This is a genomic window from Micromonospora sp. NPDC001898 (assembly GCF_042891255.1).
Taxonomy (GTDB): domain Bacteria; phylum Actinomycetota; class Actinomycetes; order Mycobacteriales; family Micromonosporaceae; genus Micromonospora.
Genome location: NZ_JBIATC010000002.1, coordinates 333,604 through 353,873 on the forward strand (window position 1 = coordinate 333,604; position 20,270 = coordinate 353,873).

The following is a 20,270-nucleotide window of genomic DNA, read 5'->3' on the forward strand; positions in this document are numbered from 1 at the left end:
GGCTCAGGTGTCCGGCCATGGCTAGGGTAGCCCGCCGGCCGCGCCCGCGCTTCGGCCCCGCCACCGAGCCGCGGGATCACGGCGACGGGAGGCGGGCCCGAGGGCGGGGACGACCGTTCCCGCCGCACCCGGCGGCCAGCGCGGCCCCTCACACGGCGGCCAGGACTGCGGCCTCCAGGCGGGCCCGCTCGTCGTCGGATGGCCAGCCGCCGACCAGGTAGAAGGCGTCCACCACGTCGCCGCCGAGGGTGGAGATCCGGGCCGCGCGGACCTGGGCGCCGGCCTCGTCGAGGGCACGGGTCACCCGGTACAGCAGCCCGGCCGCGTCGGCGGCGCGCAGCTCCAGCAGCACCGCGTCGGTGGCCGCCTCCCGGTGCCAGACCACCCGGGGCGCCGCCCCGCCGCCGCGCGCCGCGAGGGCCCGGCCGCGCAGGCGCTGGGTGACCGAGACGTCCCCGGCGACCGCCCGGCGCAGGTCGCCGCCGAGCGCGATCGGGTCGGGCGGCAGGCCGTACCGGGGTTGCACCCGGCACTCGACCAGGGCCCGGCCGTCGACCGTGGCGGCGTCCGCGGCGAGCACCTCCAGCCGGTGCAGGGCCAGACAGCCGGCTACCGTCGCGAGCAGCCCCCGCCGGTCGGCCGCGGCCACCGCCACCCGGTCCCCGGTCAGGTGTACGACCGGCAGCGGCCCGGCGATCAGCGCCGGGTCCGGGGCGGGCGGGGCGGGCAGCACGCCGGTGTCCAGCGCCGTGCGCACCCGGGTGACCAGCTCGGCGACGAGCCGGCCCTTCCAGTCCGACCAGGCGGCCGGGCCGGTGGCCGCCGCGTCGGCGCGGACGAGGGCGTGCAGCAGGTCCAGGGTCGTCGGGTCGCCGACCTGCTCGGCGACCCGGGCGATGGTCACCGGGTCGGACAGGTCGCGGCGGGTGGCCACGTCGGGCAGGAGCAGGTGCAGCCGGACCAGCGTGCCGATCAGCGCCACCTCGGGCCCGGGCAGGCCGATCCGGGCGGCCACGGCCTCGGCCAGCGGCGCGCCCACGGTGCTGTGGTCCGCGTGGGCGGGCTCATGCCTGCCGGCCCGCCCGGCGGCACCTACGCCCGGCAGCCCCTTGCCGATGTCGTGCAGGAGCGCGCCGAGCAGCAGCAGGTCCGGCCGGTCCACCTCGCGGGTGTGCCGACCTGCCTCGTACGCGGCCTGCACGAGGTGCCGGTCGAGGGTGTACCGGTGCACCGGGTTGTGCTGGGGCAGGCTGCGCATTCGGGTCCACTCGGGCAGCCAGCCGTCGATCAGCCCGTACCGGTCGCAGGTCTCCCAGGCGGGCACCAGGCCGGGACCGGCCCCGAGCAGGGTGATCAGCGCGGCGCGCGCCTCGGCGGGCCACGGCGACGGCAGCGGCGGGCAGTACGCGGCCAGCCACTCGCAGGTGGCCCGGGCGATCGGCAACCGGGTGGTGGCCGCCGCGGCGGCCACCCGCAGCGACAGGCTCGGGTCGGGGCGGGCGCCGATGGCGGTCCGGGCCAGCACCAGCTCCCCGTCGTGCTCGACGACGTCCCGGGCGACCGGGCGGCGCACCGGCCGGGAGTCGACGCCCCGGCGGCGGCCGGAGCGCAGCCGGTCGGCGGCCCGCCAGGCGTCGTCGAGGGCGTGGCTGATCGTGCGGGCGTCCCCGGCGACCCGGCGCAGCAGCGCGTCGCCGTCGCCGTCGTCGGGCCCCTGTTCTCGTTTGCGGGCCGGGTCCTCGTGGGGCTGGCGGCGCAGCAGCGCGTCGCCGTCGTCGGGCCCCGGTCCGGGCTGGAGCTGTCCCCCGACGGCCTCAGGCTGCTGCGCGGCGTCATACGGGCCGGACTGCCGCAGCCCGAGCCGGGCTGCGACCCCGTCGCGTTCCTGGGCGACCAGCCGGTCGATGCGGCGGCCGGCCTGCTCGTGCAGGGCGTCGCGGGTGTCCAGCAGGCGCAGGTGGGCGGCCCGGACAGCGGGGCGCAGCGCGTCGGTGATGCCGGCGGTGGCGATGGCCCGCAGAATGCCCACGTCGCGCAGGCCGCCGGCGGCCTCCTTGAGGTCACCCTCCAGCAGGAAGGCCAACTCGCCGTGGGTCTGCCAGCGGGCGGTGGTGATCTCCCGCAGGCCCGGGAGGCGGCGGACAACGGTGCGCCGCCAGTGGTCGGTGGCGGTCCGGACCAGCGTGTCGGCCAGTTCCCGGTCCCCGGCGACGAACCGGGCGTCGAGCAGGCCGAGGGCGACCTTGACGTCGTCCTGGGCCACCGAGAGCGCCTCGGCGACCGTACGCACCGAGTGGTCCAGCCGCAGCCCCGCATCCCAGATCGGGTACCACACCTTCGGAGCCAACTCGTCCATCCCGCCCACCCCGGCATGCAGCAACACCAGATCCAGGTCCCCGTACGGCGCACACTCCCGCCGCCCCAGCCCTCCCACGGCCACCAACGCCACCCCGCCCGGCCACGGCAACAGTCCCCCCAGCCACCGCTCAAACGCCCCGGCCCGAGCCCTCCGGGCCCGCTCCCCCACCCCCCCGACAACGCCAACGACCTCGTTGATCAAGAGGTTTGCGTCACCGTCGCCAGCGTTTTCCGACGTATTCCTCTTGATCAACGAGGTCATCTCCCGCATTCCGGCTTAGAGGGCGTCGAGGCCGCGTTCGCCCGTGCGGACCCGGACCACCTCCTCGACGCCCGTGACCCACACCTTGCCGTCGCCGATCTTGCCGGTCCGGGCGGCCCCGACGATGGCGTCGACAATCTTGTCGACGTCGATCTCGTCGGTCAGCACCTCCACCCGGATCTTGGGCAGGAACTCGACCGTGTACTCGGCACCCCGGTAGACCTCGGTGTGCCCCTTCTGCCGGCCGTACCCCTGGACCTCGCTGACGGTCAGCCCGGCCACCCCGAGGGCGTGCAGAGCCTCCTTCACCGAGTCCAACTGGTACGGCTTGATGACCGCGGTCACCAGCTTCATGTCCAACCCCTCCATCCCAGGAACGTTAACCGGCGACCTTCGCGCTGACCGGCTCGGCGGGCTCCTCCGAGGCCGGCTTGGTGCCGGCGGTACCGCCCGGCGTCCCGATCCCGGCGAGCGCGAACGCGCTGCCGCTGCCGCTGCCACCGGCCGGGGAGAGGTCGTAGCCGCTCTCGGCGTGCTCGGCGATGTCGATGCCCTCGACCTCGGCCTCGGGCTTGACCCGGAAGCCGATGGTCTTCTCGATCACGAAGGCGAGCACCCAGGCGACCGCGAACGACCAGACGGTCACGATCAGGCCGGCGATCGCCTGACGGCCGAGCTGGGTGACGCCGCCGCCGTAGAACAGGCCGTCGGAGGCGCCGACCACGTCGCTGATCGCGGCGTTGACCGAGTTGGTGGCGAACAGGCCGAGCCACAGCGACCCGATCCAGCCGCCGACGAAGTGCACGCCGACCACGTCGAGGGAGTCGTCGTAGCCGAGCTTGTACTTCAGGCTGATGGCGAGCGCGCAGACCACGCCGGCGACGATGCCGAGCAGGACCGCGGCCCAGGGGGCGATGAACCCGCAGGCCGGGGTGATGGCGACCAGGCCGGCGACCGCGCCGGAGGACGCGCCGACCATGGTCGGCCGCTTGTCCTTGATCCACTCCACCGCGAGCCAGCCGAGCACCGCCGCGGCGGTGGCGAGCTGGGTGTTGATGAACGCGAGCCCGGCGACCGAGTCGACGGTCAGCTCCGAGCCGGCGTTGAACCCGAACCAGCCGAACCAGAGCAGGCCGGCACCGAGCGCGACCAGCGGGATGTTGTGCGGCTTCATGCCCTCGCGGGGCCAGCCGAGCCGCTTGCCGAGCACCAGCGCCACGGCCAGGGCCGCCGCACCGGCGTTGATGTGCACCGCGGTGCCACCGGCGAAGTCCAACGCGTGGATGTCACCGCCGATGATGCCGCCGCCCCACACCCAGTGCGCGACCGGGAAGTAGACCAGCGTCGCCCAGCCGAAGGCGAACAGCAGCCAGCCGCCGAACTTGGCCCGGTCGGAGATCGCGCCACTGATCAGCGCGACGGTGATCACCGCGAAGACCATCTGGAACGCCATGAACACGTAGAGCGGGACCCCGATGCCGCTGGGGTTCTCCGCGGTCGCGCCCCACAGGTCCGTCTCGGCCAGGAAGGTCTTGGTGCCGAGGTACGCGCCCGGGTCGCCCCAGAATCCGTTCACGTCGGCCCCGAAGGCGACGCTGAAGCCGTAGAACCACCACAGAACAGAGATGAGCCCGATGGCGGAGAAGCTCATCATCATCATGTTGAGCACGCCCTTGGCCCGGTTGAGCCCGCCGTAGAACAGCGCGAGCCCGGGCGTCATGAGCAGCACGAGCGCGGTCGAAACCAGCAGCCAAACGGTGTTGGCGCCGTCGATCGTCGGTGCTTCAGGCACGCTGGCCTCCTAAAGGTGAAGTTCCCTCCTTCCCGGCTTCCGAGGCAACGTCGCCCGTACGCCGGTTGCGCGGAAGCTTCGTCGCCTCCTGTTTCCTTCACCGTCACCCGTCGATTTCCAGCCCGTGACGCTGTGTTTCATACGTGTGAAGAACCCCTCACCGTCCCCACCACGCGTGCCGCCCACCCCCTCCCCCGCTTTCACGGAAAGAGTGGCTATCCCCGCCGGAATGACCACTCTTTCCGTTAAAAATGCACGCGCAGACGGGTCGGGTGGGCGCGCGGGGCGACGCGCAGGTGTGGTGGGGTGGGGGTTAGCGGAGGGCGTATTCCAGGGCGTGGCGTTCGTAGTCGAGCAGGCGTAGGTCGCGCATGGGACGCCGGAGGTGACCCTTGTGCACGATCCGGACGAACGCCGGCTCCCCTGCGGCGGCCATCCGGCGGATGCCCTCGACGTGGTCGACCACGCGCTTGCGGATGGTCCGGACCAGCCGGTGCCGGTCGCGCGGGATCAGCCCGTACGCGTCGGCGAACAGCCGCAGCCGGCGCGGCCGGTCCGGGCGATTCCAGCCCAGCGTGATCGAGTCCCGGTCGGAGAAGATCGGCACCCAGGTCCACGCCGCGTACGCCACGTCGTAGATCCGCGCGCCCGGCGAGGCGAGGTCGAAGTCGATCAGCCCGAGGGTGCCGTCCGGCCGCCAGATGACGTTGTGCGGGGCGGCGTCGTGGTGACAGATCACCTCGGTGTCCGGCGGCGGCGGCCCGAACGAGCGCCATACCGCCCCGGGCTGCGGGGCGAAGCCGTACTGGGCGTCGTGGAACATCCGCAGCATGGTGGCGACCGTGGCCAGCGCCTCGTCGGTGACCCAGTGCGGGGCCAGGGGGTACTCCCCGCACTCCCCCTCCAGGTACGACAGCACCTCGCGGTTGCGCTCGTCCATCCCGAGTGCCCTGGGAGCGCCGGTGAACCCGACGTACTCCAGGTGGCGCAGCAGGGCGTGCACGGACGGGGTCCACGGGCCGGCGTTGCGTCGGACGGTGTCGCCCACCCGGACCACGGTGCTCACGTTCCCGCCGTGCAGCGGGATCTCCTGCGAAGTCACGTACGGTCTCCCGAGGCCCGGCGCCGGGTGGCGGTCCTCGCGCCATCCGGCGTGGGCGCGATCGTCACTGGTCACTGCGAGGTTACGCGTCCCGGGCGAGCGGCTCGGTGCCGAGCAGCGCGTCGACGAACTGCGCCGGGTCGAACGGGGCCAGGTCGTCCTTGCCCTCGCCGAGGCCGACCAGCTTGACCGGAATGCCGAGCTTGCGCTGCACGGCGATCACGATGCCGCCCTTGGCGGTGCCGTCGAGCTTGGTCAGCACCACACCGGTCACGTTGACCACCTCGGTGAAGACCCGGGCCTGCTCAAGGCCGTTCTGGCCGGTGGTGGCGTCGAGGATGAGCAGGGTCTCGTCGATCGGGCCGTGCTTTTCGACCACCCGCTTGACCTTGCCCAGCTCGTCCATCAGGCCGACCTTGTTCTGCAGCCGGCCGGCGGTGTCGATCAGCACGGTGTCCACGCCGGTGTCGATGCCCCGCTTGACCGCGTCGAAGGCCACGCTGGCGGGGTCGGCGGCCTCCGGGCCGCGGACGGTCTCCGCGCCGACCCGGCCGCCCCAGGTCTCCAGCTGGTCGGCGGCGGCGGCGCGGAAGGTGTCGGCCGCGCCGAGCAGCACGGTACGGCCGTCGGCGACCAGCACCCGGGCGATCTTGCCGCAGGTGGTGGTCTTGCCGGCGCCGTTGACCCCGACCACCAGCAGCACCGCCGGGACGCCCTCCTTCGGGGCGGTCCGCAGCGACCGGTCCAGGCTCGGGTCGAGGGCGTTGACCAGTTCGGCGGCGAGCAGGGCGCGCAGCTCGGTGGCGGATCGGGTGCCGAGCACCCGGGTCCGCTCCCGGAGCCGGTCGACGATGTCCCGGGTGGCGTCGATTCCGACGTCGGCGGTGATCAGGCTGTCCTCGATCTCCTCCCAGGCGTCCTCGTCGAGGTGGTCGCGGGAGAGCAGCCCGAGCAGGCCCTTCCCGAAGGCGTTCTGCGAGCGGGACAGCCGGGAGCGCAGCCGGACCAGCCGGCCGGCGGTCGGCTCGGGCACCTCGACGGTGGGCGCGGGCGCCACCACCACGGGCGGCGGCTCGACCAGGATCCCGGTGGAGAGGTCGGACTCGGGTGCCTCGACGGGCGGCCCGGCGAGGTCCTCCTCGGCCCGGGTGTCCACCTCCGTCTCCGGCAGCGGCGGTTCGGGGCGCCGGCGCAGCCGTGGCACCACCAGCCCGAGGCCGCCGAGAATCAGCACGCCGAGCAGGGCGAGCGCGATGAGGAGGTATTCCGTCATGCCGAAATCCTGTCAGATGCCGGTGACGGCGTCCCAGCCACCGCACCCGGCGGGTGACCGAGCTGCGGGTACGCTCGCCCAGCCGTGGCTGGCACAGCCGCCGACCGGGTAGAAATGATGAGATCGGCTCACCCTGGAGGTCACCCATGCCGGCTCCCCGCCTGCTCATCGGCCCGCTGCTGCGCCGGGTCGTCGACACGCGGGCCACGGTCTGGGTGGAGACCAGTGCGCCCGCGACGGTCCGGGTCCGCACGGCAGACGGCGCCGAGGGCACCGCGGTCACCTTCTCGGCGTACGACCACCACTACGCGCTCGTCGTGGTGACAGGGCTCACCCCGGACAGCGCGACGGCGTACGAGGTGCTGGTCGACGACGAGGTGGCCTGGCCGGAGCCGCAAGGCAGCTTCCCGCCCAGCGTGATCCGCACCCGGGCCGCCGACGACCGGGACCAGCCGGTGCGTCTGGTGTTCGGCTCCTGCCGGGAGACCACCCAGCACTCGACCGCCCGCAAGCTGCCCCCGGACGCGCTCGACGCGTACGCCCGGCGGCTGATGGCCGAGCCGGACCAGGCCGCCGCCCAGCCCGACCTGCTGGTGCTGCTCGGCGACCAGGTCTACGCCGACGTGACCTCCCCCACGGTCCGGCGGCTGCTGAAGCGCCGCCGCCGGCGGCCCAAGGACGCGCCGGGCGACCAGGTGGTCAGCTTCGACGAGTACACGAAGCTCTACCTGGAGTCGTGGCGGGACCCGGAGATCCGCTGGCTGTTCTCCACGGTCCCGAGCGTGATGATCTTCGACGACCACGAGATCATCGACGACTGGAACACCTCGGCCGCGTGGCGGGCCGACATGCGCGACCAGCCCTGGTGGGCGGAGCGGATCAGCAGCGGCCTCGCCTCGTACTGGGTCTACCAGCACCTGGGCAACCTCTCCCCCGACGAGATCGCCGCCGACCCGGTCTTCGTCAAGGTCAGCGCGGCGGGGGACGCCACCGGCGTGCTGCGCGAGTTCGGGCAGCGGGTCGACACCGAGGCCGACCTCGCCCACGACACCGAGCGGTGGCGGGCCGTGCAGTACCAATGGAGCTACGCGCTGGACCTGGGCCGGACCCGGCTGGTCATGCTGGACAACCGGTGCAGCCGGGTGCTGGAGTCCGACCAGCGGGCGATGCTGCCCCCGGGCGAGTGGTCGTGGTTCCTCGACCGGGCCCACGGCGTCTACGACCACCTCGTTGTCGGCGCGTCCCTGCCCTGGCTGCTGCCGCCGGGCATCCACCACGTGGAGGCGTGGAACGAGAAGCTCGCCGACTCCCGACAGCACCGGGTCGCCCGGCTGTCGGAGAAGCTGCGCCGGGCACTGGACCTGGAGCACTGGGCCGCGTTCCGTCGCTCGTTCGACGCGCTCGGCGCCCTCTTCGCCCGCATCGGCAGCGGCACCCCCGGCGAGCCCGGCGAGCGGGTCGGGGCCGGGCCGGCGTACGCGCCACCGGCGTCCATCAGCGTGCTCTCCGGTGACGTGCACCACTCGTACGTGGCGCGGGCGCGGTTCGACGACCCGGCCGTGGTCACCCCGGTGCACCAGCTCACCTGCTCACCCATCCACAACCAGGTGCCCGCCGGGATGCGCCCGCTGATGAAGCTGGGCTGGTCGCCCGGACCGGCCGGGGCCACCCGGGCCCTCGCCCGCACCGCCGGGGTTCGCCGCCCGCCGTTGCGGTGGAAGCGGCTGGCCGGGCCGTACTTCGGCAACGCGGTCGCCACGCTGGTACACACCGGGCGGACGGCCGAGGTGACCGTCGAGGGCACCACCAGCGCGGGCCACCTGCGTGAGGTGATGCGGCAGCGCCTCACGTCCAGCGGCTGACCTCCGCCGTACCGCCCGGGGTTTCGGCAGTTGGCGCTGTGCGGCATCGAATCGCGCCTTTGCCTGTTCCATTCCGTGGCGTGGTCGACCTGCCCATACCCGCGGCGGGTGCGTGACTGATGCCAAAACGAGACATTCAACAGCGATGATCTTCCCGTGTTCCGTCAGAACACTCTCTGCCCTTGCTGGTGAGGGCATGGTCACCCCTCGGGTGGAAGGAAGAATTGCATGGGGATTCCCTGGCTCGCCGATGTCCTGCGGGCGGCCGGCGTCGCGGTTGTCGAGGAAGGAGACTGGCGCTCGCGGGGTGTCAGCGGCGCGTTCGCCCCGATCGGGGTGCTCTGGCACCACACCGCCGCCACATCCAGCCCGAGCAGACCGGCACCGGCACTGGGCGTCTGCATCAACGGCCGGTCCGACCTGCCCGGTCCGCTGTGTCATGCGCTGGTTGACTACAACGGCGTGTTCCACCTGATCTCCGCCAACCGCGCCAACCACGCCGGCAACAGCCGGGGCAGCGGACCCATCCCCGCGGGCAGCGGCAACACGATGCTGATCGGGTGGGAGATCGACTACAACGGCGTCAACCAGGCGATGACCCAGGCCCAGTACAACGCGTCCGTCGCCGCCACCGCCGCGGTGCTGCGCACGCTGGGCCGCGACGCCAGTTACGCCCGGGGCCACCGCGAGACCAGCACCACCGGAAAGATCGACCCCTCCTTCATCGACCTCGACGCTATGCGCCGCGACGTCGCAGCCGCCATGAGCGGCGGCCCGGGCCCCGACCCGAGCGTCGGCCCGATGTACCACCAGGCGCGGTACCCGGACAGGTCGTGGACGGGGTTCCAGCCGTTGGCCGGCTACCAGACGACAGCCCCCGGCGAGGCACGCGACATGGCGATCACCGGAATGGCGGACCGCTCCGCCCAGTTGCTCATCGTCGGGGCCGACAGCAGCATCTTCCACGAGATCCGCAACCCCAACGGCACCTGGACCGGGTTCGCACCACTCGCCGGCCAGGGCACCTCAGCCCCCGCAGCCGGCAGCCGCATCAGCATCGCCGGCATGCCCGACGGCTCCGCCCAGGTCCTCATCGTCGGCGCGAACAGCGGCATCTACCACCAGATCCGCAACCCCAACGGCACCTGGACCGGATTCCAACCCATCAGCGGCTACAACACGTCGTCCCCCGCAGCCGGCAAGGACGTCGCCATCACCGCGATGCCCGACGGCTCCGCCCAGATACTCATCGTCGGCGCCGACAACGGCATCTACCACAAGATCCGCCACCCCAACGGCACCTGGGACGCACTCCAACCGCTCACCGGCATGGGCACCCCCACCACGGCCGCCGGCAGCAGCGTCAGCATCGCCGGCATGCCCGACGGCTCCGCCCAGGTCCTCATCGTCGGCGCCAACAACATCGTCCACCACCAGATCCGCAACCCCAACGGCACCTGGACCGGATTCCAACCCATCAGCGGCTACAACACGACAGCCCCCGCAGCCGGCAAGGACGTCGCCATCACCGCGATGCCCGACGGCTCCGCCCAGATGCTCATGGTCGGCGCCGACAACGGCATCTACCACAAGATCCGCAACCCCAACGGCACCTGGGACGCACTCCAACCGCTCCCCGGCAGGGGCACCCCCACCACGGCCGCCGGAAATCGCGTCAGCATCGCCGGAATGCCCGAAGGCTCCGCCCAGGTGACCATCGTCGGCAGACGTTGACGAAGCACCCGCGGCCCGAGGGCTGACGTCAGCACCCGGAACGCTCCACGTGCGTCGGGGTACGGCCACTCCCAGCCGTACCCCGACGCACCCACTCACCGCCAGCCGCCCGGGCGGGCCGCCCTGATACCCGGTCGCGGTTGTCAGAGTGCTCGACGAGGATGGACGGCATGACCTGGCGAGCACCGGAGATCACCCGGACCCCCGAGCCCTACGTCGGCGACGAGCGCACCATGTTGGAGGGCTGGCTGGACTACCACCGGCAGACCCTGCTGCTCAAGTGCGCCGGGCTGACCGCGGAGCAGCTACGCACGCCGAGCGTCGAGCCCTCGGGGCTCACCCTGCTCGGCCTGGTCCGGCATCTGGCCGAGGTGGAGGCCTGGTGGTTGCGGGAGAGCTTCGCCGGTGAGCGGGTCGACTACCCCTACTACACGCCAGACAACCCGGACGCCGACCACGACGTGAGCGCCGCCGACGCAGAGGCCGATTTCGCCACCTACCATCGGGAGATCGCGCTGGCCCGCGCCGCCACCACCGGCCGGTCGCTCGACGAGACCTTCACCGAGGTCGGCCCGAAGCGCCGGACGTTCAACCTGCGCTGGGTCTACGTGCACCTGATCGAGGAGTACGCCCGGCACAACGGCCACGCCGACCTGATCCGCGAACGCATCGACGGCCGCACCGGCGAGTGACCGGCCCGGCCGCCGCCGCACGCCTTCAGGAGGCCAGCGCGGCCCGCAAGTAGCGCAGGTCGGCCGGGCCGCTCCAGCGCAGCGCCGACAGCCCGGCGACGCGGGCGCCCCGGATCGACCGGTCCTCGTCGTCGACGAAGAGCACCCGGGCCGGCGGGGTCCCCAGCGCCTCGCAGGCTGCCTGGAAGTACTCCTTCGCCGGCTTGTGCACCCCGATCTTCGAGGAGTTGACCACCACGTCCAGCTCACCGACCAGGCCGAGCGCGACGAGGTCGGCGTCGAGCAGGTCGGTGGCGTTCGTGCCGAGCCCGACCCGGATGCCGCCGGCCCGCGCCTCACGGACGAAGTCGAGCACCTCGGGGTCCACCTCGCCGCGGTAGCGCTGCCACTGCTCGACGGCGGCACGGGCCCGCTCGGGGTCGCCCACGGAGTCGGTCAGCGCGTCGGAGACGCTGGTCATCCAGTCGGCGTGGCTGACCTTGCCGGTCAGCACCGGCTGGAGCCGCCCCCAATGCATGGCGATCTCGGTGAGCACGCCCTCGGACAGGCCGTACTCCCGCTCTACCCCGGCAGCCACCGCCGGGTCCCACCGCCGCAGGACCCCGTCGAAATCCACCAGGAGCGCCGTCGCCCGTTCCCGACCCACTACTCGTTCTCCTCGCCGCGGCCACGCCGCTCGTCGTCCCCGCCGGCCCGGTTGAGCCGTTGGCTGATCACCTGGGTCACCCCGTTGCGCATGGTCACGCCGTACAGGGCGTCGGCGATCTCCATCGTCCGCTTCTGGTGCGTGATGACGATCAGCTGACTCTTCTCCCGCAACTGTGCCAGCAAAGTGATCAACCGGCCCAGGTTGACGTCGTCGAGGGCCGCCTCCACCTCGTCCATGATGTAGAACGGGCTCGGCCGGGCCCGGAAGATCGCTACCAGCATGGCCACCGCGGTCAGCGACCGCTCGCCGCCGGAGAGCAGGGAGAGCCGCTTGATCCTCTTACCCGGCGGACGGGCCTCCACCTCCACGCCGGTGATGAGCAGGTCGTCGGGTTCGGTGAGGATCAGCCGACCCTCGCCGCCGGGGAAGAGCACCGTGAAGACCTGCTCGAACTCCCGGGCGGTGTCGGCGAACGCACTGGCGAAGACCTCCAGGATCCGGTCGTCGACGTCCTTGACCACGGTGAGCAGGTCACGGCGGGTGGCCCTGAGGTCCTCCAGTTGCTCGGTGAGAAACTTGAAGCGTTCCTCCAGCGCGGCGAACTCCTCCAGCGCGAGCGGGTTCACCTTGCCCAGCAGGGCCAGTTCCCGCTCCGCCTTGGCGGCCCGCTTCTCCTGCACAGGGCGCTCGTAGGCGACCGGCTCGGGCACCGGCAGCCCGTCCCGCTCGGCCGCCGCCACGTCCGCCTGCGTCGGCGGCACGGCCTGGTGCGGGCCGTACTCGGCGACCAGGGTCTCCACGTCCAGGCCGAAGTCCTCGGCGGCCTTCGCCTCCAACTGCTCGATGCGCAGCCGCTGCTCGGCGCGGGCCACCTCGTCCCGGTGCACCTGGCTGGTCAGCCGCTCCAGCTCCGCGCCGAGGCGCTTGGCCGCGCCGCGTACCTCGGACAGTTCGGCCTCCCGGGTGGCGCGCTCGCGGGCCACGGCGTCCCGGTGCTCCTCGGCCCGCGCGATCGTGGTGGCCAACCGGGCCAGCGCCTCGCGGGCGCCGCCGGCCACGGCGCGGGCGATGTCCGCGCCCCGGGCCCGGGCGGCCCGACGGGCCGCCGCGCGCTCCCGCGCGGCCCGCTCGGCGGTGGCCTGCCGGCGCAGCGAGTCGGCCCGGCCGGCGATCGAGGAGACCCGCTCCTCGGCGGTACGCACCGCGAGCCGGACCTCCATCTCGTTCTGCCGGGCCTGCGGCACCATCGCGGCGAGCTGGTCGCGCTCCTCAGCGGACGGCTCGGCGTCGAGCGGGGTGGCCTCGGCCAACCGGAGCCGTTCCGCCAGCTCGGCCAGGGCGGTCAGGTCGCGTTCCCGGGCCGCCTCGGCACGGGACCGGGAGTCGCCGAGCCGGTCGGTCTCCGCCTTCGCCGACCGGGCGGCGGCGCCCAGTTCGGCGAGCCTGCGGGCGGCGGCGTTGCGGTGGCTCTCGGCCTCCCGCTTCGCGGCGGCGGCCTGCTGCGCCACCTCCTTCGCGGCGGCCACCTCGGCGCGCGCCTCGCCGAGCTGGTCGCGCAGCTCGGCGGCGGCCCGCTCGGCGGCCGTCCGGTTGGTCCGGGCCTCCTCCACGGCGGCCTGCACCTCGATGAAGCTGGGCGCCTTGGCCGACCCGCCGGCCGCCGCGTACGCCCCGACCACGTCGCCGTCCCCGGTGACCGCGCGCAGCTCCGGGTTCCCGGCCACCAGCTCGGACGCGGCGGCAAGGTCGTCGACCAGCACCACGTCGCGCAGCGCCCGGTGCACGGCCGGGCGTAGCTCGGCCGAGCACTCGACCAGGTCGGGGGCCCAGCGGGCGTGCTCGGGCAGCTTCGGGCGCAGCGCGTCGGCCGACCCGGTCATGCCCGGCCCGGCGGGGCTGCCGACCAGCAGGCCGGCCCGGCCGGCGTCGGCGATCTTCAGCAGCCGCATCGCCTCGACCGCCTCGTCGACGCCGCTGACGGCGACCGCGTCGGCGAGCCCGCCGAGCGCCGCGGCGAGCGCCGCGGAGTGGCCGGGGGCGACGGTGAGCAGCCCGGCCAGGCTGCCGAGCAGGCCGGGCACCTCGTCGGCGCGGGCGAGCAGCGCGCCTGCGCCGTCCTTGCGGCGTAGCCCGGTGGCGAGCGCCTCCTCGCGGGCCTTGTGTGTCGCGGCGTCCTTCTCGACGGCCCGCTCGGCGTCGGCGAGGGACCGGACCGCTGCCTGCGCCTTCTCCTGCACCGCGACCGCCTCGGCGTGCCGGGCGTCGAGGTCGGCGTTGTCCCGGTCGGCCTCGGTGGACTGTTCGGCCACCGTGTCGAGGTCGGCCTGCGCCTGCTCGGCGCGGGCCAGGGCGTCGGCGTGCGCGGCGGCGAGCCGGTCGATCTCCTCACCGGCGCTGGTGGTGCGGGCCCGCGCCGAGTTCACCTGGCCGGTGAGCCGGGCCAGCCCCTCGCGCCGGTCGGCGATGGCCTTGGCCGCCGCGACCAGTTCCCGCTCGGCGGCGGCGAGCTGCCGTTCCAGCTCCTGCCGGTGCTCGACGGCCTCGGCGAGCCGGATCTGGTCGTCTGTGAGCGCCGCCCGCAGCTCCTCCTCCTGCTCGTGGACCCGCTCGGCCTCGGCCTCCAGCTGGTCGGGGTCGCGGCCGGGGCGCTCGTCGTCGCCGGTGGCGCTGAGGTGACGCAGCCGCTCCCGGGCGAGCTGCTCGATGGAGCGGAACCGCTCGGACAGCGCGGACAGCTTGTACCAGGTGTCCTGGGCGGCAGCCAGCAGCGGGGCGTCCTCCGCCAGTGCCGCCTCCAGCTCACCGAGCCGGCCCTGCACCTCGACGTGCTCCACCTCGATCTGCTCGCGCCGCTCGCGCAGGGCGCTCTCGTCGGCGATCTCCTTGTCCAGGGTGGCGCGCAGGGTGGCCAGGTCGTCGGCGAGCAGCCGCAGCCGGGCGTCGCGCAGGTTGGCCTGGATCGCGGCGGCCCGACGGGCCATCTCGGCCTGCCGGCCCAGCGGCTTGAGCTGGCGGCGCAGCTCGGCGGTGAGGTCGGTGAGCCGGTTGAGGTTGGTCTGCATCGCGTCCAGCTTCCGCAGCGCCTTCTCCTTGCGCTTGCGGTGCTTGAGGACGCCGGCCGCCTCCTCGATGAACGCCCGCCGGTCCTCCGGCTTGGCGTGCAGCATCCCGTCGAGCCGGCCCTGCCCGACGATGATGTGCATCTCCCGGCCGATGCCGGAGTCCGACAGCAGCTCCTGGATGTCGAGCAGGCGGCAGGAGTCGCCGTTGATCTCGTACTCGCTCTCGCCGGAGCGGAACATCCGGCGGGTGATGGAGACCTCGGTGTACTCGATCGGCAGCGCGCCGTCGGTGTTGTCGATGGTGAGGGTGACCTCGGCCCGGCCCAGCGGCGACCGCCCGGCGGTGCCGGCGAAGATGACGTCCTCCATCTTGCCGCCGCGCAGCGCCTTGGCGCCCTGCTCGCCGAGCACCCAGGCGATGGCGTCGACGACGTTGGACTTGCCGGAGCCGTTCGGGCCCACCACGCAGGTGATCCCGGGCTCCAGCTTCAGCGTCGTCGCGGAGGCGAAGGACTTGAACCCCTTCACCGTCAGGCTCTTGAGATACACCTTCTCGATCCTCGTCCGGTGGTCGCCGACCGTCGTGGGCTGCGCGGACCTGGTGACCCGCAGACTAACCCGGCGTCACCGCGGGCCGGACACGCGACCCGCCCCGGGCGGCCGTTCTCCACCGACGCGTCACGACCGGCGCCGGCGTCCCGGCACGAATCGGACGGATCGCCGGACCGAGGCTTGATCAATTATTCAAGATCAGGAAATGGTGCCGGGGAATGGCCCGGACATGGCTGCGCGCCGGCACATAAGTGTCGGCGCGCGATTTTGCGTGGTGCGATTCAGTTGTCCGACAACCGAAGATCAGGTCAGCGCCGGCTCGGCCAGACGGAGCAGATCGTCCGCCTCCGCCGCAGCCGCCGCGAGCCGATCATTCTCGGCACGCAGGCGCGTGATCTCGAACTCCAGTGCCTGAACCCTGGACCGCAGTCGGGTGACCTCGTCGAGCAGACGCCGATCGGGCGCTGCACCTACGTGGCCGTAGAGGGCCTTCGCCATACTGACTCCTTGATATGCGCTGCCAGAAAGACCGGCCAACGCGCGCCCACTCGTTCGCGGCTGTCATTCCCAGCGATTCTGGGCATGACCGGGCGCGACTGGCGACACCTACATATTGAGCCGACAACCGCCATTCGTCAAGTTCCCGCAGGCCGTAGATCATCTCCACGTCTGCCGGTCCACTTGTCGGGGGCTGCCACCAGGCACGGACACGCTCTGTCCGGACGTGTTAACTGTACGCCTCGGATCGCTGTAGTGACCATCCGTGCGAGCCGGATTCGCTTAACTCTTCCTTAGCCACGTTGCCGCAGCTCGCGCCGCACCCGTAGGTTCGGCCCGGTCCGCAACCGACCCATGGAGGCGACAGACGTGTATGGCTCGAACGACCCGAACGACCCGGAGGGCGCCCGCCGGCGTGAGGAATCCCCGGCCGGCAGGCCCACCTGGCTGACCGACCGGCCCGAGCCGCGGTCGGCGTACCTGTTCGGGGACGAGCCGGACCAGCCGGGTGACCGGTGGGCCGCCGATCCGCACCGCACGGAGCCCACCGACCGGCCGTGGGCGCGGCAGCCCATCACTCGGCCGGAGCGGCCGGGCGACGAGCCCTGGCGGGAGGAGCCCACCGGCCGGTGGCAGCCCGCGAGCGAACCGCAGCGGCCAACCGGCGAGCCGTGGCAGCCCGGCGCCGAGCCGTGGCACAACCAGCCGACCGGGCAGTGGCACGACCGGCCCGCCGGCGGGCCGGGGGACACGGAGCGCACCCGGGTCGTGCCGGTCGTCGGGCCCGCCGCGTCGACGGCCGGCGGAGCGCAGGCGGGCCTCACGGCGTACCGGGGAGGCCGGGCCGGGGACCTTCCGGCCGACGGGGAGGGGCGGCACCGGCCGGCCCGCCGGTTCCCGCGCCCGCTGCTGATCGGCGGGGCCGCCGCGGCGGCCACCCTGGTCGTCAGCCTCGGCGTCGGCGCCCTGGCCCTGCCGGGCGCGGACGACCGACGGACCGACCCGGCCGCCGCCGACGGCCCGGTCGCCGCCGCGCCGGCCGACCCCGACGCGACGTCCGCTCCGGTCGCCCCCTCGCCGAGCGCCTCACCCACCACCGCCCGCCCGTCCGCTACGCCGAGTCGGACCGCCAAGCCGACGCCGGTGCCCAGCCGGTCCACCGCCGCGTCGCGGAGCAACCAGCGCAGCACCCCGGCGACGACGTCCCGCAGCGTCGCCGGGACGGGCGTCAGCAGCCAGGCCCGGCAGGTCGTCGACCTCGTCAACGCCGAACGGGCCAAGGCCGGCTGCGGCGCGTTGAAGATCAACAGCAAGCTGACCGGGGCCGCCCAGGCGCACAGCCAGGACCAGGCCGACCACCGGAAGATGTCACACGACGGCAGCGACGGCAGCAACGTCGGCAAGCGGCTCGACCGGGTCGGGTACGTATGGCGCGCGTACGGCGAGAACGTCGCCTGGAACCAGCAGACCCCAGCCGCGGTGATGGACGCCTGGATGAACAGCTCCGGGCACCGGGCCAACATCCTGAACTGCTCGTTCACCGAGATCGGTGTCGGCGTGGCCACCAGCAACGGGCCGTACTGGACGCAGGACTTCGGCACCCCGCGCTGAGGCGGCGGCCGTGACCCCTGTGGCCCGGGCGAGTCGTCGCAGGAGCCCCGCTCGTTGCACCGGGTGAGGCCCGCCGAGGCGGTACGTGGGGGCGGCGGGCCCGACCGGGCGGCCGGGGGCCGCCAGCTACCCGGGAGCTGCCGATGCGGATCCGGCTGCGCTCGCCCGGCGTGGGGCGTGGGCCACGCCGGCTACTGCGGTCCCTCGTCGCGGTGACGCTGCTCACGGCGGCGTACGGCTGCCGGGCGGACCTGCTCCCGCCGGGCGCGCCCACCCCGTGGCCGGCCGACTCGGCCCGGCACTGGCGGTGGCAGTGGCAGCTCACCGGGCCGCTCGACACCACCGTCGACGCGGACGTCTTCCTCCTCGACCCGGTGCGTACCACCGCCACCGAGACCGCGGCGCTGCGCGCCCGGGACCGCCGGCTGGTCTGTCAGGTCGCCGTCGGCTCGTACGCCGGGACGGACCCCGACGCCGACCGGTACCCGGCGGCGGCGCGCGGCGGGGCGGGCCTTCGGCCGGACACCCGCTGGGTGGACGTCCGGCGGTGGGACGTGCTGGAACCGATCCTCGCCGACCGGTTCCGGCTCTGCCGGGGCAAGGGCTTCGGCGCGGTGGCGCTGGCCGACGCCGACGGGTACGCCCACCGGCCCGGCCTTCCCCTGGACTTCGACGACCAGTTGCTGTTCAACCGGCGGGCCGCCGCGCTGGCCCGTACGCTGAGCCTCTCCCCCGGTCTGCTGGGCGACGTGCCACAGGTGGCCGCGCTGGCGCCGGACTTCGACTTCGCGGTCGACGAGGAGTGCGTCCGGCTGCGCCGGTGCGCCAAGCTGCTGCCGTTCGCCGACGCCGGGAAGCCGGTGTTCCACGTCGAGTACGCCGGCGACCCCGCCGAGTTCTGCGTGGCCACGGTCGGGTACGGCTTCGCCTCGATGCGCAAGGACCGCCGACTCGACGCGTGGCGGGCACCGTGCCCGGCCGCCCCCTGACCCCCGGCCCACCACTCCGTTCGCGGCACATCGCGGTGTCCCATCGCGGTGTCCCGCGGACGGTGAGCCCTACCGGTCGCGCCCGGGGCCGGTCGCGGCGTACCCCCGGGGTGGCCCCGACCCGGCGACGCCGCCCCCGGGCGGCGGGAGCGGCGTCGCGGCGTGTGGCGCGTCAGCCGGTGGCGGCCGGGGTCGCCGCGTCGTCCGCCCCGCGCTGCCGGGGCACGCCGGCCTCCTCGGCGCTCAACGGCGTCGCCAGCTCCTCCAGCGACTTCCCCTCGGCCCGGACGCCGAGGACCAGCTCGACGATGCCGCCGACGATCATCACGGAGGCGCCGATCACGAAGGCGAGCACGGTGTCGCCGACCTGACCGCTGCCGACCAGCTTCGAGAACAGCAGCGGGCCGGTGATGCCGCCGGCGGCGGTGCCGATCGCGTAGAAGAACGCGATCGCCATGGCCCGGGTCTCCATCGGGAAGATCTCGCTGACCGTCAGGTACGCCGCGCTGGCCCCCGCGGAGGCGAAGAAGAGCACCGCGCACCAGCAGGCGGTCATCGTGGTCGCACTGAGCACCCCGTCGTGGAACAGCCACGCGGTGCCGAGCAACAGCAGGCCGGAGATGATGTACGACCCGGCGATCATCGGCACCCGGCCGACCGTGTCGAAGAGCCGGCCCAGCAGCAGCGGGCCGAGCAGGTTGCCGACCGCGATCACCGCGAAGTAGTAGCCGCTGTTGCCCGGCGGCACCTCGAAGAAGGTCTCCAGGATCTGGGCGAAGCCGAAGGTGATGGCGTTGTAGAGGAACGCCTGCCCGACGAAGAGCGAGAAGCCGAGGACGGCGCGCTTCGGGTACCGGGCGAAGAGGGTCTTCGCGATGGTCAGGAAGCCGGTGCTGCGGCGCTGACGGATCTCGAGGTAGCTGTCGGCGGCGTCGAGTTTCCGGCCGGTCTCCCGCTCCACCTCCCGCTCGACGGAGTCGACCAGCCGCTCGGCCTCCTCGCCCCGGCCGTGGATGAACAACCACCGTGGGCTCTCGGGCACGTGCCGGCGAACCAGCAGGATCACCACCCCCAGCACTGCGCCGAGGCCGAACGCCACCCGCCAGCCGACGCCGGTGGGCAGGCCGTTGAGCAGCGGCACGGTCAGCAGCGCGCCCAGCGCGGCACCCAGCCAGAAGGTGCCGTTGATGATGATGTCGATCCGGCCCCGGTGCCGGGCCGGGATCAGCTCGTCGATCGCGGAGTTGATCGCCGCGTACTCGCCGCCGATGCCCATGCCGGTCAGGAACCGGAACAGGAAGAACCACCAGGTGTCGAAGGAGAGCGCGGTCATCGCGGTGGCGACCAGGTAGACGCCCAGCGTCAGCAGGAACAGCTTCTTCCGGCCGAACCGGTCGGTGAGCCAGCCGAAGAAGAGCGCGCCGGTGCAGGCGCCGGCCACGTAGAGCGCGGCGGCCAGGCCCGTGACCTGGCTCTGGGTGATGTCCAGGCCGCTGCCCGGCTCGGCCAGCTTGCCGGAGAGGTTGCCGACGATGGTGACCTCTAGGCCGTCGAGGATCCACACCGTGCCGAGGCCGATGACGATCATCCAGTGCCAGCGGGACCACGGGAGCCGATCGAGCCGGGCCGGCACGTTGGTCCGTACGGTGCCGGTCTGCACATCGGCGCTCATGGCCGGCTCCGCGGGGATTCGGGTTCGTCCGGGGCATCGGCGCGGTGGCCGGCCGCCGGCATGCGCTGTACGTCCATGGCGGCCCAGATGCCCCGCGGATCGGGCGGCTAATCCTGCCGTCACGTCGACGGGACGCGCCCCGGGCGGCGGGCCGGTCGGGCC

Annotated in this window: 14 protein-coding genes; 5 read left to right on the forward strand and 9 right to left on the reverse strand. The window is 73.3% G+C overall.

What is annotated here, in order from left to right; all coding sequences use genetic code 11:
• Positions 1-148 precede the first annotated feature (148 nt).
• The 5 genes from ACFYZF_RS06190 to ftsY form a co-directional block, all read right to left on the reverse strand.
• Positions 149-2,620 carry a [protein-PII] uridylyltransferase gene (locus ACFYZF_RS06190; protein ID WP_387016529.1) on the reverse strand — a complete coding sequence of 824 codons (2,472 nt, stop codon included), beginning with the start codon at positions 2,618-2,620 and terminating at the stop codon, positions 149-151.
• A 15-nt stretch (positions 2,621-2,635) separates the two neighbouring features.
• On the reverse strand, positions 2,636-2,974 hold the full coding sequence (locus ACFYZF_RS06195) for a P-II family nitrogen regulator (protein WP_387017112.1): 339 nt from the start codon (positions 2,972-2,974) through the stop codon (positions 2,636-2,638).
• A gap of 25 nt (positions 2,975-2,999) precedes the next feature.
• Positions 3,000-4,412, reverse strand: a complete 1,413-nt coding sequence (locus ACFYZF_RS06200) for an ammonium transporter (protein ID WP_387016530.1) — start codon at positions 4,410-4,412, stop codon at positions 3,000-3,002.
• Between the two features lie 313 nt (positions 4,413-4,725).
• On the reverse strand, positions 4,726-5,589 hold the full coding sequence (locus tag ACFYZF_RS06205; protein WP_387016532.1) for an aminoglycoside phosphotransferase family protein: 864 nt from the start codon (positions 5,587-5,589) through the stop codon (positions 4,726-4,728).
• A 7-nt stretch (positions 5,590-5,596) separates the two neighbouring features.
• On the reverse strand, positions 5,597-6,787 hold the full coding sequence (ftsY, locus tag ACFYZF_RS06210; protein WP_387016534.1) for a signal recognition particle-docking protein FtsY: 1,191 nt from the start codon (positions 6,785-6,787) through the stop codon (positions 5,597-5,599).
• A gap of 146 nt (positions 6,788-6,933) precedes the next feature.
• On the opposite strand from ftsY, the gene ACFYZF_RS06215 reads away from it, so the two are divergent.
• From ACFYZF_RS06215 to ACFYZF_RS06225, 3 genes are all read left to right on the forward strand, one after another.
• Positions 6,934-8,649: an alkaline phosphatase D family protein gene (locus ACFYZF_RS06215; RefSeq protein ID WP_387016535.1), complete on the forward strand. Its 1,716-nt coding sequence runs from the start codon at positions 6,934-6,936 to the stop codon at positions 8,647-8,649.
• Positions 8,650-8,877: 228 nt separating this feature from the next.
• A complete protein-coding gene (locus tag ACFYZF_RS06220) occupies positions 8,878-10,383 on the forward strand; it encodes an N-acetylmuramoyl-L-alanine amidase (RefSeq protein ID WP_387016537.1) in 1,506 nt (501 codons plus the stop codon).
• A 170-nt stretch (positions 10,384-10,553) separates the two neighbouring features.
• A complete protein-coding gene (locus tag ACFYZF_RS06225; protein ID WP_387016539.1) occupies positions 10,554-11,075 on the forward strand; it encodes a DinB family protein in 522 nt (173 codons plus the stop codon).
• A 25-nt stretch (positions 11,076-11,100) separates the two neighbouring features.
• Here ACFYZF_RS06225 and ACFYZF_RS06230 read toward each other — a convergent pair whose 3' ends face one another.
• From ACFYZF_RS06230 to ACFYZF_RS06240, 3 genes are all read right to left on the reverse strand, one after another.
• Positions 11,101-11,721, reverse strand: coding sequence for an HAD-IA family hydrolase (locus tag ACFYZF_RS06230; protein WP_350888501.1), 621 nt, complete (start codon positions 11,719-11,721; stop codon positions 11,101-11,103).
• Positions 11,721-15,335 (reverse strand): chromosome segregation protein SMC, encoded by a 3,615-nt coding sequence (smc, locus tag ACFYZF_RS06235; protein WP_387016541.1) that lies wholly within the window; start codon positions 15,333-15,335, stop codon positions 11,721-11,723. The genes ACFYZF_RS06230 and smc overlap by 1 nt, the downstream gene beginning before the upstream one ends.
• A 306-nt stretch (positions 15,336-15,641) precedes the next feature.
• A complete protein-coding gene (locus tag ACFYZF_RS06240) occupies positions 15,642-15,836 on the reverse strand; it encodes a hypothetical protein (protein WP_036374707.1) in 195 nt (64 codons plus the stop codon).
• 354 nt (positions 15,837-16,190) lie between these two features.
• Between ACFYZF_RS06240 and ACFYZF_RS06245 the strand changes: the two genes are divergently transcribed.
• Together ACFYZF_RS06245 and ACFYZF_RS06250 are read left to right on the forward strand one after the other, a co-directional pair.
• On the forward strand, positions 16,191-17,447 hold the full coding sequence (locus ACFYZF_RS06245) for a CAP domain-containing protein (protein WP_387016543.1): 1,257 nt from the start codon (positions 16,191-16,193) through the stop codon (positions 17,445-17,447).
• A 143-nt stretch (positions 17,448-17,590) separates the two neighbouring features.
• Positions 17,591-18,436, forward strand: a complete 846-nt coding sequence (locus tag ACFYZF_RS06250) for an endo alpha-1,4 polygalactosaminidase (RefSeq protein WP_387016545.1) — start codon at positions 17,591-17,593, stop codon at positions 18,434-18,436.
• 172 nt (positions 18,437-18,608) lie between these two features.
• On the opposite strand, the gene ACFYZF_RS06255 is transcribed toward ACFYZF_RS06250, so the two are convergent.
• On the reverse strand, positions 18,609-20,108 hold the full coding sequence (locus ACFYZF_RS06255; protein WP_387016547.1) for an MFS transporter: 1,500 nt from the start codon (positions 20,106-20,108) through the stop codon (positions 18,609-18,611).
• Between the last annotated feature and the right edge of the window lie 162 nt (positions 20,109-20,270).

Excerpts from the sequence above, each read along its gene's own strand:
- ACFYZF_RS06190 (WP_387016529.1), bottom strand. The coding sequence starts at position 2,620 with ATGACCTCGTTGATCAAGAGGAATACGTCGGAAAACGCTGGCGACGGT.
- ACFYZF_RS06195 (WP_387017112.1), bottom strand. The coding sequence starts at position 2,974 with ATGAAGCTGGTGACCGCGGTCATCAAGCCGTACCAGTTGGACTCGGTG.
- ftsY (WP_387016534.1), bottom strand. The coding sequence starts at position 6,787 with ATGACGGAATACCTCCTCATCGCGCTCGCCCTGCTCGGCGTGCTGATT.
- ACFYZF_RS06215 (WP_387016535.1), top strand. The coding sequence starts at position 6,934 with ATGCCGGCTCCCCGCCTGCTCATCGGCCCGCTGCTGCGCCGGGTCGTC.
- ACFYZF_RS06220 (WP_387016537.1), top strand. The coding sequence starts at position 8,878 with ATGGGGATTCCCTGGCTCGCCGATGTCCTGCGGGCGGCCGGCGTCGCG.
- ACFYZF_RS06225 (WP_387016539.1), top strand. The coding sequence starts at position 10,554 with ATGACCTGGCGAGCACCGGAGATCACCCGGACCCCCGAGCCCTACGTC.
- ACFYZF_RS06240 (WP_036374707.1), bottom strand. The coding sequence starts at position 15,836 with ATGGCGAAGGCCCTCTACGGCCACGTAGGTGCAGCGCCCGATCGGCGT.
- ACFYZF_RS06245 (WP_387016543.1), top strand. The coding sequence starts at position 16,191 with ATGGAGGCGACAGACGTGTATGGCTCGAACGACCCGAACGACCCGGAG.
- ACFYZF_RS06250 (WP_387016545.1), top strand. The coding sequence starts at position 17,591 with ATGCGGATCCGGCTGCGCTCGCCCGGCGTGGGGCGTGGGCCACGCCGG.
- ACFYZF_RS06255 (WP_387016547.1), bottom strand. The coding sequence starts at position 20,108 with ATGAGCGCCGATGTGCAGACCGGCACCGTACGGACCAACGTGCCGGCC.